Below are 15,463 nucleotides of genomic sequence, written 5' to 3'. Positions count from 1 at the left end.
GCGATATCGGAAGCGCCGCTCACGCCGCCCCCTTCCGCCGCCACACGACCCGCCAGCGGATCAGGACGTCGCAGGCCAGCAGGAAGAACAGCAGCATCCCCTGAAACACGCCGGTCACGTTCTTCGGCAGCTTGAGCAGGATCTGCGCGTTCTCCCCGCCGATCACGCTCACGGCCAGCACAAGCGCGCCGAGCACCGCGCCCAACGGGTTCAGCCGCCCCAGAAACGCGACGATGATGGCGGTGAAGCCCGCAGAGGCACCGATGTCGGGCTGTATCTTGCCGATCACCGCGCCCACCTCGATGGCGCCGGCAAGTCCGGCTAGACCGCCCGAGAGCAGCAGCGCGAACCACACCGTCCCGCTCTCGCCGAAGCCGGCGAACGCGCCGGCCCGCGGCGACGCGCCGATCACGCGCACCGAGAAGCCGCGCAGCGTTCGCGCCATCAAGAGCGCCAGCGCCGCGGCGATCAGCAGCGCAGCCGGGGCGCCGACATGCAGGCGCGTGCCGTCGAGGATCACGGGCAGGACGAACGCCTCGGCGAAGTCGCGAGACTGCGGGAAGCCGAACGAGAGGGGGCTGCGCCACGGCCCGCGCACCAGCCAGTCGAGCAGCAGCCCCGCCACATAGGTCAGCATCAGGCTCACGAGGATTTCATTGGCGCCGAACCGGGTGCGCAGGAGCGCGGGCGCTGCGGCCCAGAGCATCCCGCCGGCGACGCCCGCCGCGAGATAGGGCGCCAGCCACAGCGCCGAGCGCGCCTCCGGCGCCGCAAGCGCCACGGCGCCGGCCGCCAGCGCGCCGAGCGTGTACTGACCGGCGGCGCCGATGTTCCAGACATTGGCGCGGAACGAGATGGCGAGTCCGGCCCCCATCAGCGCCAGCGGCGTCGCCTTCACGAGGATCTCGGCGCGGCTGTAGCCGTCGAGAAACGGCGACACGAAATAGACGTGGAGCGCCGAGAGCGGATCGCGGCCGAGCGCGGCGATGAGCGCCGCGCTCGCGAGCAGCGTCAGAACGATGGCGAGCGCGGGAGAGGCCAGCGCCAGCGCCCGCGACGCCTCTGGGCGCGCCTCCAGAGCGATCATGCGGCGGCCTCTGCGGCGTCGGCGCCGCCCATGAGCACGCCGAGCCGCTCGGCGGTCATCTCGGCGGTCGGCGCCGCGGGCGCCAGCGCGCCGCGGCGCATCACTGCGATCCGGTCGGCGATCTCGAAGATCTCGTCGAGGTCCTGGCTCACCACGACCACCGCCGCGCCGGCCCGCGCCAGCCGCACGAGAGCGGTGCGGATCGCCGCTGCGGCGCCTGCGTCGACGCCCCATGTCGGCTGGTTGACGACGAGGACGCCGGGCTCGCGCAGGATCTCGCGCCCGATCACGAATTTCTGCAGATTGCCGCCCGACAGGCTGCGCGCCTGCGGATCCTCGCCGCCGCCGCGCACGTCGAAGGCTTCGCGCACGCGCGCCGACCATGCCCGCGCCGCCCGCCAGTCGATCCAGCCGCCGAGCAGGCGCCCAAGCGCGCCGCCGCGGGCGAGGCCGGCGACGGCGTGGTGCGAGAGCGCGAGGTTCTCGCTCAGCCGCATCTCGCCCACGGCCGCGTGGCCGTTGCGCTCCTCCGGCGCGAAGGCGGCGCCGAGCAGGCGGCGGGCCGTCGGCCCCAGAGCGCCGGCCGGCCGTCCGTCGATCTCGACCATCGACGCCGCCGAGCGCGCCTCGCCGCTCAGCGCCGCGAACAGTTCCGACTGGCCTTCGCCCGCGACGCCCGCCACCGCGAGCACTTCGCCGCCGCGCGCTTCGAGCGAAACGTCGCGCAGCGCCATGCCGAACGGATCGGAAGCCGGCAGGGTCAGCCCCCGCAGCGCGAGGCGGACCGGGCCCGGCGCCGGCGCGGGGGTGCGCTCGACGGCTCCGACGCCGGCGCCGATCATCGCCTCGGCCAGCGCCCGCGCCGTCATCTCGCGCGGGTCGCACCGCGCGACCACACTGCCGCGGCGCAGGATCGTCGCGGCCGAGCACAGCGCGCGCACCTCCTCCAGCCGGTGCGAGATGTAGAGTACGGCGCAGCCCTCGTCGGAGAGCCTGCGCAGGACGACGAACAGCGCCTCGGCCTCCTGCGGCGTCAGGACCGAGGTCGGCTCGTCCATGATCAGCAGCTTCGGCTGCTGGAGCAGGCAGCGGATGATTTCCACGCGCTGCTTCTCGCCGACCGAGAGCGCGTGCATGGAGCGTTCGGGGTCGATGGCGAGGCCGTAGCTGGCGGAGACCTCGCGGATGCGGCGGGCCAGCGCCGCCATCGGCTCCCGCGGCAGGGCCAGCGCCACGTTCTCGGCCACGGTGAGCGCCTCGAACACCGAGAAATGCTGGTGCACCATCCCGACGCCCATGGCGCGCGCCGCCGCCGGCGAGGCGATCGACACGGGCTCGCCGCGCCAAGCGAAACCGCCTGCGGTGGGCTGGAGCGAGCCGTAGATCATCTTGACCACGGTCGACTTGCCGGCGCCGTTCTCGCCCAGAAGCGCGTGCCGCTCTCCCGCGCGGATCGAGAACGTCACGTCGTCGACCGCCGTCACCGCGCCGAAGCGCTTCGAAACGCCGCGGACGTCAAGCAGGGGCTCGCCCGTGCGTCCGGGCGGGGCGCTTGCGCTCTCCAGCGTCACGAGGCTCTCTCCCGCGGCATCGACGGCAGGACGTTGCGCAAGGCTTCCCGCCGGCGCAAGAGGGTGGCGCGACGTCGGCGCCGAACCGACGCCGCTGATCCCCGATCGTTCAGGAGAATCGCCAAATGCCCGAAGAGACGTCAGCGACGCCGGCGCGCGCCATGGGCCACAATCAGGACGGCCGCTCGGTGGTGCGCCGGTCGCCGCCGGCGACGTCCTCCTCCACGCCGCTGACGACGCCGCTGCAGCCCGCCGTCGCGTGGCGCTCGATCGACGCCGACGCGCTGGACGCGCAGTACGAGGGCCGCAGCCCCGGCTACACCTACGCGCGCGAAGGCCACCCGAACGCGACGGTGCTCGGCGACAAGATCGACTGGATGGAGGGCGTGACGCCGCAGATGGGCAGGGGCGTCGTCACCGGCTCGGGCATGGCGGCGGTCGGCGCGGTCTTTCTCGGGCTGCTGAAACAGGGCGATCACATCGTCGCCGGAGACCAGCTCTACGGCCGCTCGCTGCGCCTGATGCGGCAGGATCTGCCCCGCATGGGCGTCGAGACCAGCTTCGTGGACCCGACCGACGGCGCCGCCATCGCCGCCGCGGTGCGGCCCGAGACCCGCATGATCGTGCTGGAGGTCGTCTCGAACCCGACCCTGCGCGTCGCCGACATGGAGGCCGCGGCCGAGATCGCGCGCGCCAAGGGCCTTCTGCTGGTGGTGGACAACACCTTCACCACGCCGCGCGGCTTCAGCCCGTTCGCCCACGGCGCCAACGTGGTCGTCCATTCCGTCACCAAGCTGCTGGCGGGGCACTCCGACGCCACGCTCGGCTGGGTCGCGGCGGACACGCCTGAGCGCAACCGGGCGCTCTACGACGCCGCCACGACCTGGGGGCTGACGGCGAGCCCGTTCGACTGCTGGCTCGCCGAGCGCGGGCTGCACACCTTCGATCTGCGCTATGACCGCGCCTCCGCCACCGCGGCGGCGCTGGCGGACGCGCTCGGCGAATGCGCCGCGGTGGCGCAGGTGCTCTATCCGGGCCGCGCCGACCATCCCGACCACGCCCGCGCCGCAGGGCTGCTGCGGGGCCGCTACGCCAACATGGTCAGCTTCCGGCTCCGCGGCGGGCGCGAGACGGCGAACCGTTTCCTGCGGGCCGCGAGCCATATCCCCTTCGCGCCCACGCTGGGCGACGTCGGCACCACGCTCTCGCACCCCGCGAGTTCGTCGCATCGCGGCCTGACGCCGGAAGGCCGCGCCGCGCTCGGCATCGACGAGGGGTTCATCCGCGTCTCGGTGGGCGTGGAGGAGACGGCGATGCTGGTGGGCGAGATCGTCGCCGCCGCCCGCCAATCGGTCTCATAATTCACACCAAGCTTGCAATTCATGTTGCGCCGCAGCATATCGAGTCTCGGAGGGCGTTCGGACAGCATCGGGCGCTGAAACAGCCATGGGAGAAGCACAATGTTCGACAAGAACATGTTCAGTTTCGACGCGGAAAAGATGTCCGAGATGTTCAAGGTTCCGGACATGACCAAGATGTTCGAGAGCTACAAGGTTCCCGGCTTCGACATGCAGGCCGTGATGGAGTCGCAGAAGAAGAACATGGAAGCACTGATGGCGGCGAATCGCGCCGCGGCGGCCGGCTACCAGGACTTCTTCAAGAAGCAGATGGCGATCTTCGAGGAGACCATGAGCGCCGCGCAGGCCCAGATGGGCCAGATCGGCGACGGCATGAACCCCGACGCCGCCGCGAAGCAGGCCGATCTCTACCGCGTTGCGATGGAGAAGGCGCTGGCGAACATGACCGAGCTCGCCGAGGCCGCGAAGAAGGCCAACGAGGAGGCATTCGCGATCGTCTCCGCGCGCGTCAAGGAAAGCCTCGCCGAGCTGCAGTCGATGGCCGGCAGGTCCTGATCCTGCTCGCAGGGGCGGCCTCGCGCCGCCCCCGCATGCGACATGTCTTCGCCATGCTTTCGTTGCGTTGCGTTTGCTGTAGGCTGCTCGCCGAGGCGCGCGCATCCAGCCGCGGCCGAAAGCGGGAGGGGCAGAATGCGCAGGATCGACAAGATCATCTGGCACTGCACGGCGACCAAGGAAGGCGATCCGATCTCTGTCGAGACGGTGCGGGACTGGCATGTGCGCGGTCGCGGCTGGAGCGACATCGGTTATCATTTCGTCATCGAACTTGACGGGTCCGTGAAGGCCGGGCGGCCGCTGATCCGCGCTGGCGCCCATGTTCGGGGTCTTAACGCCGCCAGTGTCGGCATCAGCTATGTGGGCGGTCTGACCAAGAGCGGCAAGCCCAAGGACACGCGCACCAAGGAGCAGAAGGCGGCGCTCTACGACCTCACGGCGACGCTGATCGGGCGCTTCCCCGGATCGACCGTTCACGGCCACAACGAGTTCGCGGCGAAAGCCTGCCCCTGCTTCGACGCCCAGGCGGACTGGCGCGCCCATGTGATGACCATGCCGATCGTGCGCGAGGAGTTCGAGGAGGAGGAGGACGCGAAAGTCTGATCGCGTCCGCTCAGCTGGATGGCGAGGGAGTGATGCCCGCCAGGCGCGGCTTCATGCGGGCCCACCCGGCAGGTGAGTCAGCGCCTCCAGCGTCCGCATCGTCTCAAGGTGCGATGCGCCGCCGAAACCGGTCCCCATCGGCGCTCCATCGCCGTCGAGCCTGACCGGAAGCAGGGCGTCGGCCGCCACGGACCGGGTCTCGACCTCACCACGCGACGCTTCGGGTTCGCTGAGCGCCGCCTTGATGAGTTCCTCCAGCGCCAGATAATCCTGCTCAGACGCCCGAGCGAAGGTGCGCTGCTCAGCCGTCGCGGTGACGTCCTCGGCGCCCGATGCGACTCCGGAAACCAGGCTGAAGCCGGCCATCGCGAGAGCAAGGATCGCCGCGGCCGCCAGTGCGCCTTCGGCGCGATGGCGCCAGCACCGTAGATCCGCGCCCGACCTTGACCCGCGGGGCCCGGTCGGCCTTGCGGCGGCGCGCAGCGAGGCGGGGAGCCGAGCACGGTCCCGGCGCGGCGCATGACCGGTCGGTTCCTCCGTCCGGGCGCGCAGACCGACCTGCTCCGGCGATGGGGCGGCCCGCGAAGACGCGGCGTCGGCTGCCATCAATGCTTCGAACTGAGCCCAACGCGCCTGCGCCATCTCCCCGGAGGACAACGGCGCCGCGGCGCCCGGTGCGCGCCGGTCGTCTTCCATGGACGCAATCGCGACATCCCGCGGCACGGCGTTCGCCTCCGGAAAAACTCTACCGGAAGTTGATCCAAAAGCTCGCCGAGATCAAGCGTTCGTTAACGTTTTCGCATGTCGATCAGGCCGCGCCCTCGTCGATAGGCGGCATCCCGACGGCGTGGAAGCCCCCGTCGACGAACATGACTTCCCCGGTCACGGCGCCGCCGAGCGGCGACAGGAGAAACAGCGCCGCGCCGCCGACTTCGTCGAGCGTCGGATTCCGCCGCAGGGGCGCCGTCTCGGCGCTGCGCTTGTAGACGCGCCGCGCGCCGCCGACGGCGGAACCGGCGAGGGTCCGCATCGGCCCCGGGCTGAGCGCGTTGACCCTGACGCCCACCGGGCCGAAGTCGGCGGCCAGATAGCGCACCGACGCCTCGAGCGCCGCCTTGGCGACGCCCATGACGTTGTAGTTCGGCATGACCCGTTCAGCGCCGAGATAGCTCATGGTGAGCGCCGCGCCGCCATTGGGCATCAGTTCCGCCGCGCGGCGGGTCACGTCGATGAACGAGTAGCAGCTGACGTCCATGGATCGGAGGAAGTTCTCCCGCGTCGTGTTCGCAAAGCGTCCCTGCAGCTCGTTCCTGTCGGAGTAGGCGATGGCATGGACGATGAAATCGATCGTTTCCCATTTTGCGGCGATCTGCTCGAAGGCGGCGTCTAGGCTCGCCGGGTCGCCAACGTCCGCCGGCACGGTGATCGCGTCGATGCTCTCGGCCAGCGGCGTCACGCGGCGCCCGAACGCCTCGCCCTGGTAGCTGATCGCAATGCGGGCGCCATGGGCGTGAAGCGTCCGCGCCACGCCCCAGGCTATCGAGTGGTCGTTCGCGACGCCCATCACGAGCCCTCTCCGACCTTCCATGATCGGCATGACGCTCATCCGTGGTAGCGGCTGAAGGCGAGGGTCGCGTTGGTGCCGCCGAAGCCGAAGCTGTTGGAGATCACGGTGTCGAGCCCCGCGTCGTCGACGCGCTGCGTCACGATCTCGCCAGGGCGGATCTCGGGATCGAGCGTCTCGACGTTGGCCGACCCCGCGATGAAGTCGCCCTGCATCATCAGCAGGCAGTATATCGCCTCCTGCGCGCCGGTCGCACCGAGAGAGTGGCCGGTGAGCGACTTGGTGGAGCTGATCGGCGGCATGGCGTCCTCGCCGAACACGGCGCGCACGGCCTTCACCTCCGTCACGTCGCCGGCCGGCGTCGATGTCCCGTGGGCGTTGATGTAGTCGACCTTACGCTCGCCGAGCGTGGCGAGCGCCAGCTTCATGCAGCGCTCGGCCCCTTCTCCGGATGGCGCCACCATGTCGTAGCCGTCCGACGTCGCGCCGTAGCCGGTGACTTCGGCGTAGATGCGCGCGCCGCGCGCCTGGGCGCGCTCCAGCTCCTCCAGGACGACCACGCCGCCGCCGCCTGCGATCACGAAGCCGTCGCGCGTCGCGTCGAAGGCGCGCGAAGCGGTCTCGGGCGCGTCGTTGTACTTGGCGCTCATGGCGCCCATCGCGTCGAACAGGCACGAGAGCGTCCAGTCGAGCTCCTCACCGCCGCCGGCGAACATCACGTCCTGCTTGCCCCACTGGATCATCTCGGCGGCGTTGCCGATGCAGTGCGCCGAAGTCGAGCAGGCCGACGTGATGGAGTAGTTCACGCCCTTGATGTGGAACGGCGTCGCCAGACAGGCGGAGTTGGTCGAGGACATGCCCCGCGTCACCATGAACGGCCCCATGCGCTTGGGCGACTTCTTCTCCAGCACGATCTGGTGCGCCTGAAAAAGGTTCCTGGTCGACGGTCCGCCGGAACCCATCACGAGGCCGGTGCGCTCATGGCTCACCTCGGCGTCGGTCAGGCCGCTGTCGGCGATCGCCTGCCGCATGGCGATGAAGTTGTAGGCTGCGCCGTCGCCCATGAAGCGCCGGTCGCGCTTGTCGATCATCGCGTCGATGTCGATCTGGGGCGCACCGTGCACCTGGCAGCGGAACCCGTGCTCCGCGTAGTCCGGCGCGAAGCGGATGCCCGATCGTCCCTCGCGCAGCGAAGCCGTGACCTCCTGCGCGTCGTTGCCGATCGACGAGACCACGCCGATGCCTGTGACGACCACCCTCCGCATGGGCAGAACTCCCTCGATGATGAACCGCCGATCAGGCGGGCGCTTCGTCCTGGAACAGGCCAACGCGCATGTCGGTGGTCTGGTAGATGGGCGTTCCGTCGGCCTCCATCACCCCGTCGGCGATGCCAAGCTTCAGTTTCCGGTCGATGAGGCGCTTGAAGTCGACCGTGTAGCGCACGAGGCGGGTCTGGGGCGTGACCATCCCAGAGAACTTCACCTCGCCGACCCCGAGCGCCCGCCCGCGGCCCGGCATGCCCTTCCAGCCCATGAAGAAGCCGGTGAGTTGCCACAGCGCGTCGAGGCCCAGACAGCCCGGCATCACCGGGTCGCCGAGGAAATGGCACTGGAAGAACCAGAGGTCGGGCTTGATGTCGAATTCCGCGACGACGCGGCCCTTGCCATGCGCGCCGCCGTCCTCCTCGATCGCCGTGACCCGGTCCATCATCAGCATGGGCGGCGCCGGAAGCTGGGCGTTGCCGGCGCCGAAGAGTTCGCCGCGCGCGCAGCGCATCAATCCCTCGAAGTCGTAACTTGCTTGTCTGTCGGTCATTTAACCCCTCGGGCGCACCGATCTTCCGCGCTTTGAGCGAGCCGTAACACCCTGCGCGCGCGCCGCGCAAGTCGTCGCAGCGGCGCGGTCTGGCGTGCGGCGCGCGGAAAGCCTATGCTTAGGCGCATGACAGGTTCGTGCGACATCGAGGACGGCGGCTGCGACGAGGGCGCGCGGAGGGTCGCGGCGGCTTGGCTGGCGACCGCCGGGCTGCGCCCAACGCGACAGCGGCTCGCCCTCGCCGCGCTGCTCATCGGCGACGGCGGGCACAGGCACGTCACGGCCGAGAGCCTTCACGCCGCCGCCCGACGCAACGGCGCGGGGGTTGCGCTGGCGACCGTGTACAACACGCTCAAGAGCTTCACTGAAGCGGGCCTGCTGACGGAGATCACCGTCGACGGCGCCCGCAGCTACTTCGACACCCGCACCGAGGACCATCCGCACTTCTACTGGGAGGACGACGGCGCCCTGACGGATGCGCCATCCAACGGCGTGGAGATCACGCGTCTCCCGACGCCCCCGGAAGGCAGCGAGATCGCCCGAGTCGACGTCGTCATCCGCCTGCGCCGCCGCTGAGCCGGCTGGAGGCCGCCAGAGCGGCGTCCGACCCGACTGCGACGGATCAATCTGTCGATGCCGTCACCTGGTCGCTGTTTTCCCGCCGCCGACTCATGCAGCCGCTTCGGAAAAGGCGCTAAAGCAGCGCCTGCATCGGAGAAACCGCGGTCTGGTCATGCTCGGCGCCGTGCGCGAGCGCGTCCATCCGCCTCGCGAGATGAACGTCAAGGATGCTCAGGCCCCCTGCGTCATGCGTCGCGAGCGTCACGTCGACGGTGCGGTAGACGTTGCGCCATTCCGGATGATGATCGAGCTTCTCGGCTGCGAGCGCCACGCGGCTCATGAAGCCGAACGCCTCGACGAAATCCTTGAAGCGATAGACCTTGCGGATCGCGTCGCGGCCGTCGACGGAGCCCCAGCCCGTCTGGGCCAGCGGCGGGAGCAGGTCGCGCCTTGCGTCCGCGCCGAGCTTTTCCGGCCGCTGCACTTGCGTCATGCCTGATCCCTCCTGAACGGGCCCCTGTCGAGCATGAAGGCGATCTCCTCGCCCACCGCCTCTCTCTCGCGCCGCAGATAGTCCGCCACGGCGTTGCGAAAACCTGGGTCGGCGATCCAGTGCAGGCTGTAGGTGGGCGTCGGGAGATAGCCCCTGGCGAGCTTGTGGGCGCCCTGCGCGCCCGCCTCGACGCGCGTGAGGCCCAGCTCCAGCGCGGCGTCGATGGCCTGATAATAGCACGCCTCGAAATGCAGGCAGGGGTGATCCTCCGCGCAGCCCCAGTAGCGCCCGAAAAGGGTGCTCCGGCCGATGAAGTTGAGCGCGCCGGCGATCCAGCGCCCGTCGCGCCGGCACAGCACCAGCAGCGCGTCTTCGCGCAGCCGCTCCTGCACGAGTTCGAAGAAGCGCCGGTTCAGGTAGGGCCGCCCCCATTTCCGCGAGCCGGTGTCCTGGTAGAACAGCCAGAACGCGTCCCAGTGCTCCGGCTGGAGGGCGTCGCCGGTCAGCCGCACGATCTCGACGCCGTTCGCCGTCGCCTGCTCGCGCTCCTTGCGAAGCTGCTTGCGCTTGCGGCTGGCTAGGTCGGCGAGGAAATCCTCGAAGGTCGCGTAGCCGCGACTCTCCCAGTGAAACTGCTGGTCCTGGCGCTGGAGCAGCCCCAGCGCGCCGCCGCGCTCCCACTCGCCCTGGGTGCAGAAGGTCAGGTGCAGCGACGAGATGTCGCCGCGCCGCGCCAGCTCCATCGCGCCCTGCAGCAGCGCCGGCTCCACGACGTCGATCGGCGCGTCAGGGTGCGCGAGCAGTCGCCGCCCGGTCGCTGGCGTGAAGGGCACGGCGCATTGCAGCTTGGGATAATAGTCGCCGCCCGCACGCTCATAGGCGTGCGCCCATGCATGATCGAAGACGTATTCGCCCTGGCTGTGGGACTTCAGGTAAAGCGGCGTCACGCCGAGCAGGCGTCCCGACGCGTCGCGCGCCGCGAGATGGCGCGGGGCCCAGCCGGCGCGCGGCGACGCCGCGCCGCTTTCCTCCAGCGCGAGCAGGAACCGGTGGGTTGTGAACGGATCGAGCGGCCGCCCCCCGTCCAGCGCTTCCGGGCAGGCGCAGGCGTCCCAGTCGGCGGCGGGCACGGCCGCTATGGACCCCAACGCCTCGATCGAAATGGTGCCGTCCCGTCCGCCGTCCGCCATGGCGCGCCTCCGAACCAGAACAAGAGAGTGGCGCCTGTTTAGCGCAGGTCAACGGCCCGCCAGGTCAGACCCGTGGGCTCGGCCTGTCGGCTCGGAGTTCCGGCGCGAAGCCTTCGAAGGTGAGGGCGTCCGCGCCGCGCAGCGCGAGCTCTGCATCCGCGGCGCTTCGCACCGTCCAGCAGAGCGCGGCGAGGCCCTGCGCCCTCAGCGCCCGAGTACGCGGGGTCGGCAGGGCGCGCCAGTCGTAGGAGAAGAACGCGGCGCCCACGGCCTCGGCCTCCGTCATCTCCGCGAGGGCCTCGCGCCGCTCCGCCGGGATGTCGTCCGGGTAGTCGGCCGCGGCGCAGGCCACGACGCCGCGGCTGAGCGACGGCGCGAGCCGCGCCATCGCCGCCACTGACGCGGGATTGAAGGACATGACCGAGACGGTTCCGCCATGGCCGCTCAGCAGCGCCGCGACGCGCGCCTCGAGCGGGCCGACGCCGGCGCCGTCGAGCGTTCCGCCCTGGTCCTTGATCTCGACCACGAGCGGCGCCCGCCCGCCGACGAGCGCGAGGATCTCCCCCAGCGTCGGGATGGTCTCGCCGCCGCCGGTCAGCGCGGTATCCGAAAGCGCGGCGGCCGTGCGCTCCCGCAGCAGGCCGGTCTCGCGCGTAAGCCGGTCGAGCGTCTCGTCGTGAAACACCATCGCCTCGCCGTCGGCGGAGAGCTGCACGTCGATCTCGACGCCGTAGCCTGCCGAGACCGCGGCGGCGACCGCGGCGCGGCTGTTCTCGACACGACCCGCTTTCGGGTCGTGCAGACCGCGATGGGCGACCGGAGCGGCGACCAGCGCCGCGACTGACGGAGGCGGCGCCCAGGTCATGCCAGTTCGAAGATCGCCTCGATCTCCACGGCCACGCCGAAGGGCAGGGCGGCGCCGACCGCGGACCGGGCGTGACGGCCCGCGTCCCCGAACACCGCGACGAGGAAATCCGATGCGCCGTTCACGACCTTGGGCTGGTCTCCGAAGCCGGGCGCGGAGTTGACGAAGGCGGTCAGCTTGACGACGCGCCGGATGCGCGAGAGGTCGCCATCGCAGGCCGCGCGGGCCTGGGCGATCAGGCTCATTGCGCAGAGGCGCGCGGCCGCAGCGCCGGCTTCGACGTCCATATCCGCGCCCAGAACGCCCTTCACGAGGCCGTCGGCGTTCTGGCTCACCTGACCCGACACGAAGAGAAGATCGCCCGCGCGCACGGCCGGAACGTAGTTCGCCGCCGGCGCAGGCGCGTCGGGCAGGGTCACGCCAAGCTCCTTGAGGCGGGTCTCTGCGGTGTGGGTCATCTCTCTCTCCTCGTGGCTGGGCGTCTTCAGCGCTCGGTCAGCGCGCCGCTGAAATAGTCGGAAACGGGCTTCACGAGGAAGCTTAGCGGCGTGCGGTCGCCCGTGCGCAGGAACGCGTCCACCGGCATGCCGGCGACGAGACGCAGGTCGCCGAGCTGTTCCCGACCCTGCGGCGTGATGTCGACTTCGGCGAGAAAGTAGCTCTGCCCGGTGTTCTCGTCGACGATCGCATCGGCCGAGATGCGCGCCACCATGGCGTCGATCTCCGGCGTCGTGCGCTGGTTGAAGGCCGAGAAGCGGAGCCGCGCCGGCTGATCGACATAGACCTGATCGATCTGCTGCGGCTCGATCCGCGCCTCCACCACCAGCTCCGCCGCTTCCGGCACAATGAAGAGGATCGGCTCGGCGGGGCGGATCACCGCGCGTTCGGTGAACACGGTGAGCCCGATGACGGAGCCGGAACGCGGCGCACGGATCGCAAGGCGCTCCAGCGTCTCCAGCAGGGAGAGGCGCTGCTGTTTCAACTCCGCCTCGCGCGAGCGCAGGTCGCGCAGTTCCGCGATCGCCTCTTCGCGCCGCGTCGCCTCGCGGCCGACGATCTGGATCTCGATCTCGGTGATGCGGCCGCGCGCCTGGGCGATCTGCGCGGTCAATGCGCCGAACTCGCCGTCGAGCCGCGCCTTCTCTCGTTCGAGCGACAGCACGCGCGTCGCCTGCGTCAGGCCGCGGTCCAGCAGCGAGCGCTGGTCGCGCAACTCCTGGCCGATGAAGCCGAGCTGGATCTCGAGGGCGTTCATCTGCGACTCTGCGCCCTTGATTTCGTCGCGGATCTGGACCTGACGCTCGCGGAGCTGCTCTCGCTCGCGGTTGAGCGTCTCCAGCCGGGCGGCGAAGAGACGCGACTGGCCTTCGACGAGCGACGCGATCTCCGGCCGCTGCGCTGCGACCGAGACCAGCTCGGGGTCGAAGGTGGGCGCCTCGGCGTCCTCCTGCTCGGCCTCCAGGCGGCCGATGCGGGCCATGATCTCGTAGAGCTGTCCTTCGAGGATCGCCAGCTCGGCCCGCTGTAGCCGGTCGTCGAGGCCGATGAGCACGTCGCCGGCCTCGACCTTCTGCCCCTCCTTCACGTTGAGCTGCAGCACCACGCCGCCGTCGGGGTGCTGAACGACCTGCTGGTTGTTCTCGACCTTGACCCTGCCCGACGCGACGACCGCGCCGGAGATCGTCGCCAGCGCGGACCAGCCGCCGATGCCGAAGACAAGCACGAAGACGGCGACAAGGCCGATCCGCATCGCCGACGCCGCGCTCCACTTCCCGAGTCGCTGAGCAGGGGCCGCAGCGCTTGGCGACGCAAGGGCGCCGAGGGCTGTGGTGCGAGGGCCGGCCGGCGCCGGCGGTTGCGCTGCGCCGCTCACGGCTTCGGCCTGAAGTAGCCGCCGCCGACGGCGGAGGCGCCGCCCGTCTGCTGGGGCGGCGGCGCGGCTGGCGGCGCGGCGGACGCCGGCGCCCCGCCGACGAGTTGCGGATAGTTCGCCGTCGTCTCCTTCAGCACCTGCTCCTTCGGGCCGAACGCCCGCGGCGCGCCCTGGTCGAGCATAAGCAGCACGTCGCACGCCGCGATGGCGGAGGGCCTGTGCGCCATGACCACGGCGACGCGGCCGCGCTCGCGCAGATCCTTGATCGCCGCGACCAGCGCCTGCTCTCCCCGCGCGTCGAGGTTCGAGTTGGGCTCGTCCATGACCACCACCGCCGGATCGCCGTAGAGCGCGCGCGCCAGCGCGATGCGCTGACGCTGGCCGCCGGACAGGCGCGCGCCGGAGGGGCCGATGGGCGTGTCGTAACCCTGCGGCAGTCGCAGGATGAGCTCGTGCGCCCCGGCGCGCTTCGCCGCTGTCACGACGGCCTGCGCGTCGACGTCCGGCGACAGGCGGGCGATGTTCTCCGCCACCGTGCCGTCGAACAGCGCCACGTCCTGCGGCAGATATCCGACATGCCGCCCGAGGGTGACGTCGTCATACTGGTCCAGCGCGGCGCCGTCGAGGCGCACCGAGCCCGAGGCGGGCCGCCAGATCCCCACCAAAAGCCGCGCCAGCGTCGATTTTCCCGCGGCCGAAGGCCCGATCACCCCGAGCGCCTGGCCGGGCTCCACCCGGAACGAGACGTTGCGCAGCGCCGGCGTCCGCGAACCGGGGGCCGCCGCGGTGACGCCCACCGCCTCAAGCAGCCCTTTCGGCGCCGGCAGTTCGGTGCGCCGGGCTTCCGGCGGCGTCTTCTCAAGCAGTTCCTTCAGCTTGCTCCAGCCGGAGAAGGCCCGCTGCATGACCGCCCACTGGCCGATGGCCTGCTCCACCGGCGCCAGCGCGCGGCCCATCAGGATCGAGCCTGCGATCATCACGCCCGGCGTGATCTCGCCTTCGATCGCCAGCAGCGCGCCGAGCGCGAGCATCGCCGACTGCAGGAAGAACCGCATGGTCTTGGAGCTGACGCTGTAGCCCGTGGTCGCGTCCGACGCGCCGATCTGGGCCGCGAGGCTGCTCTCGCGCAGGCCGCTCCAGCGCGCCAGCGCCGCCTCGCGCATCCCCAGCCCCTGCACCGTCTCGCCCTCGCGCCGCAGCACTTCGGCGAAGTTCTCCGACCTCGCGGAAGCCTCCGCCGACGCCGCCAGCGGCGCGCGCGACCGGCGTTCGTTCAGGAGCGCGATCGCGAACAGAATGATCCCGCCGACGATGGCCAGCAGGCCGAGGCTCCAGTGGAAGAAGAAGATCATCGCCAGAAACAGCGGTGCGAAGGGCGCGTCGAAGAAGGCGAAAGGCGCCGGACCGGACAGCGCGCGCTGGATCGCCTCAAGGTCGCGCAGACCCGAACTCGGCGCGCCCCGTTCGTCGGGCGAGACCGCCCTGCGCAGGACGGCGTCGAACACGCGCCGGTCGAGCAGGCTCTGGAACCGGGCGCCGGCGCGCGACAGCACCCGCGTGCGGGCGAAGTCCAGCACGCCCATCAGCGCGAAGAGCGCGACGATCAGCAGGAACAGCGTCAGCAGCGTCGCCTCGGAGCGGCTGGCCAGGACGCGGTCGTAGACCTGAAGCATGAAAAGGGGCCCGGTGAGCATGAGCAGGTTCACGAACACGCTGAACAGCCCGACGCCGAAAAAGAGGCTGCGCGACGCCCCGAGCGCCGCGCGCAACTCGGGAAGGCCGTTACGGGGTGGCTCGCGCATGACGCCCATTCTCCTCTGAACGCGCGGTCGTTAGCATGACGGACGGCCGAATGCGAAGCCCGTATGTCGCCTTGATTTCGGCGCGCGTGCTTGCGAGAGGATATGTTAGGCGGTCTCACGCGACTC

At 70.5% G+C, this 15,463-nt stretch carries 16 protein-coding genes; 4 read left to right on the top strand and 12 right to left on the bottom strand.

The genetic code is table 11. The features are described from left to right. Positions 1-19: 19 nt before the first annotated feature. Both BLW43_RS05675 and BLW43_RS05670 read right to left on the bottom strand, forming a co-directional pair. Positions 20-1,087, bottom strand: coding sequence for an ABC transporter permease (locus BLW43_RS05675; RefSeq protein WP_093250154.1), 1,068 nt, complete (start codon positions 1,085-1,087; stop codon positions 20-22). Then, positions 1,084-2,658 (bottom strand): ABC transporter ATP-binding protein, encoded by a 1,575-nt coding sequence (locus BLW43_RS05670; protein ID WP_245730939.1) that lies wholly within the window; start codon positions 2,656-2,658, stop codon positions 1,084-1,086. The genes BLW43_RS05675 and BLW43_RS05670 overlap by 4 nt, the downstream gene beginning before the upstream one ends. A 125-nt stretch (positions 2,659-2,783) precedes the next feature. On the opposite strand from BLW43_RS05670, the gene BLW43_RS05665 reads away from it, so the two are divergent. From BLW43_RS05665 to BLW43_RS05655, 3 genes are all read left to right on the top strand, one after another. After that, entirely contained in the window at positions 2,784-4,019 is a 1,236-nt protein-coding gene (locus tag BLW43_RS05665; RefSeq protein WP_425441167.1) for a trans-sulfuration enzyme family protein, read from the top strand. A 99-nt stretch (positions 4,020-4,118) separates the two neighbouring features. Further along, on the top strand, positions 4,119-4,571 hold the full coding sequence (phaP, locus tag BLW43_RS05660) for a TIGR01841 family phasin (protein WP_093250150.1): 453 nt from the start codon (positions 4,119-4,121) through the stop codon (positions 4,569-4,571). A gap of 135 nt (positions 4,572-4,706) precedes the next feature. After that, positions 4,707-5,174: an N-acetylmuramoyl-L-alanine amidase gene (locus BLW43_RS05655; RefSeq protein ID WP_093250148.1), complete on the top strand. Its 468-nt coding sequence runs from the start codon at positions 4,707-4,709 to the stop codon at positions 5,172-5,174. A gap of 51 nt (positions 5,175-5,225) precedes the next feature. On the opposite strand, the gene BLW43_RS05650 is transcribed toward BLW43_RS05655, so the two are convergent. From BLW43_RS05650 to fabA, 4 genes are all read right to left on the bottom strand, one after another. Further along, complete coding sequence (locus tag BLW43_RS05650; protein ID WP_139283991.1) at positions 5,226-5,870, bottom strand: hypothetical protein; 645 nt, start codon at positions 5,868-5,870, stop codon at positions 5,226-5,228. A 112-nt stretch (positions 5,871-5,982) separates the two neighbouring features. Further along, positions 5,983-6,771, bottom strand: coding sequence for an enoyl-ACP reductase FabI (locus tag BLW43_RS05645; protein ID WP_093251518.1), 789 nt, complete (start codon positions 6,769-6,771; stop codon positions 5,983-5,985). Between the two features lie 5 nt (positions 6,772-6,776). Continuing rightward, positions 6,777-8,003, bottom strand: coding sequence for a beta-ketoacyl-ACP synthase I (gene fabB, locus BLW43_RS05640; protein WP_093250144.1), 1,227 nt, complete (start codon positions 8,001-8,003; stop codon positions 6,777-6,779). A gap of 31 nt (positions 8,004-8,034) precedes the next feature. Beyond that, entirely contained in the window at positions 8,035-8,553 is a 519-nt protein-coding gene (gene fabA / locus BLW43_RS05635) for a 3-hydroxyacyl-[acyl-carrier-protein] dehydratase FabA (RefSeq protein WP_093250143.1), read from the bottom strand. Between the two features lie 126 nt (positions 8,554-8,679). Here fabA and irrA point away from each other — a divergent pair, with 126 nt between their 5' ends. Then, entirely contained in the window at positions 8,680-9,129 is a 450-nt protein-coding gene (gene irrA / locus BLW43_RS05630; RefSeq protein ID WP_093250140.1) for an iron response transcriptional regulator IrrA, read from the top strand. A 118-nt stretch (positions 9,130-9,247) separates the two neighbouring features. Here irrA and BLW43_RS05625 read toward each other — a convergent pair whose 3' ends face one another. From BLW43_RS05625 to BLW43_RS05600, 6 genes are all read right to left on the bottom strand, one after another. Further along, positions 9,248-9,607 (bottom strand): 4a-hydroxytetrahydrobiopterin dehydratase, encoded by a 360-nt coding sequence (locus BLW43_RS05625; protein WP_093250139.1) that lies wholly within the window; start codon positions 9,605-9,607, stop codon positions 9,248-9,250. Then, entirely contained in the window at positions 9,604-10,797 is a 1,194-nt protein-coding gene (locus BLW43_RS05620; RefSeq protein WP_093250138.1) for a GNAT family N-acetyltransferase, read from the bottom strand. Before BLW43_RS05620 ends, BLW43_RS05625 begins: the two co-directional genes overlap by 4 nt. Positions 10,798-10,861: 64 nt before the next feature. Beyond that, positions 10,862-11,662: a glycerophosphodiester phosphodiesterase family protein gene (locus BLW43_RS05615; protein ID WP_093250137.1), complete on the bottom strand. Its 801-nt coding sequence runs from the start codon at positions 11,660-11,662 to the stop codon at positions 10,862-10,864. Further along, positions 11,659-12,120: a RidA family protein gene (locus BLW43_RS05610; RefSeq protein WP_093250136.1), complete on the bottom strand. Its 462-nt coding sequence runs from the start codon at positions 12,118-12,120 to the stop codon at positions 11,659-11,661. Before BLW43_RS05610 ends, BLW43_RS05615 begins: the two co-directional genes overlap by 4 nt. Positions 12,121-12,146: 26 nt before the next feature. Next, the gene (locus tag BLW43_RS05605; protein ID WP_093250135.1) at positions 12,147-13,412 is read right to left on the bottom strand and encodes an HlyD family type I secretion periplasmic adaptor subunit; all 1,266 of its coding nucleotides are present in this window, start codon (positions 13,410-13,412) and stop codon (positions 12,147-12,149) included. Positions 13,413-13,531: 119 nt separating this feature from the next. Then, the gene (locus BLW43_RS05600; protein ID WP_245730938.1) at positions 13,532-15,337 is read right to left on the bottom strand and encodes a type I secretion system permease/ATPase; all 1,806 of its coding nucleotides are present in this window, start codon (positions 15,335-15,337) and stop codon (positions 13,532-13,534) included. Between the last annotated feature and the right edge of the window lie 126 nt (positions 15,338-15,463).

The organism is Rubrimonas cliftonensis, assembly GCF_900107585.1.
GTDB lineage: Bacteria > Pseudomonadota > Alphaproteobacteria > Rhodobacterales > Rhodobacteraceae > Rubrimonas > Rubrimonas cliftonensis.
The sequence above is the reverse complement of the archived record's forward strand: the minus strand, read 5'-3'. Positions and strand labels throughout refer to the sequence as shown.

Excerpts from the sequence above, each read along its gene's own strand:
- BLW43_RS05675 (WP_093250154.1), bottom strand. The coding sequence starts at position 1,087 with ATGATCGCTCTGGAGGCGCGCCCAGAGGCGTCGCGGGCGCTGGCGCTG.
- BLW43_RS05665 (WP_425441167.1), top strand. The coding sequence starts at position 2,784 with ATGCCCGAAGAGACGTCAGCGACGCCGGCGCGCGCCATGGGCCACAAT.
- phaP (WP_093250150.1), top strand. The coding sequence starts at position 4,119 with ATGTTCGACAAGAACATGTTCAGTTTCGACGCGGAAAAGATGTCCGAG.
- BLW43_RS05655 (WP_093250148.1), top strand. The coding sequence starts at position 4,707 with ATGCGCAGGATCGACAAGATCATCTGGCACTGCACGGCGACCAAGGAA.
- BLW43_RS05650 (WP_139283991.1), bottom strand. The coding sequence starts at position 5,870 with ATGGAAGACGACCGGCGCGCACCGGGCGCCGCGGCGCCGTTGTCCTCC.
- BLW43_RS05645 (WP_093251518.1), bottom strand. The coding sequence starts at position 6,771 with ATGCCGATCATGGAAGGTCGGAGAGGGCTCGTGATGGGCGTCGCGAAC.
- fabB (WP_093250144.1), bottom strand. The coding sequence starts at position 8,003 with ATGCGGAGGGTGGTCGTCACAGGCATCGGCGTGGTCTCGTCGATCGGC.
- fabA (WP_093250143.1), bottom strand. The coding sequence starts at position 8,553 with ATGACCGACAGACAAGCAAGTTACGACTTCGAGGGATTGATGCGCTGC.
- irrA (WP_093250140.1), top strand. The coding sequence starts at position 8,680 with ATGACAGGTTCGTGCGACATCGAGGACGGCGGCTGCGACGAGGGCGCG.
- BLW43_RS05625 (WP_093250139.1), bottom strand. The coding sequence starts at position 9,607 with ATGACGCAAGTGCAGCGGCCGGAAAAGCTCGGCGCGGACGCAAGGCGC.
- BLW43_RS05620 (WP_093250138.1), bottom strand. The coding sequence starts at position 10,797 with ATGGCGGACGGCGGACGGGACGGCACCATTTCGATCGAGGCGTTGGGG.
- BLW43_RS05615 (WP_093250137.1), bottom strand. The coding sequence starts at position 11,662 with ATGACCTGGGCGCCGCCTCCGTCAGTCGCGGCGCTGGTCGCCGCTCCG.
- BLW43_RS05610 (WP_093250136.1), bottom strand. The coding sequence starts at position 12,120 with ATGACCCACACCGCAGAGACCCGCCTCAAGGAGCTTGGCGTGACCCTG.
- BLW43_RS05605 (WP_093250135.1), bottom strand. The coding sequence starts at position 13,412 with ATGCGGATCGGCCTTGTCGCCGTCTTCGTGCTTGTCTTCGGCATCGGC.
- BLW43_RS05600 (WP_245730938.1), bottom strand. The coding sequence starts at position 15,337 with ATGCGCGAGCCACCCCGTAACGGCCTTCCCGAGTTGCGCGCGGCGCTC.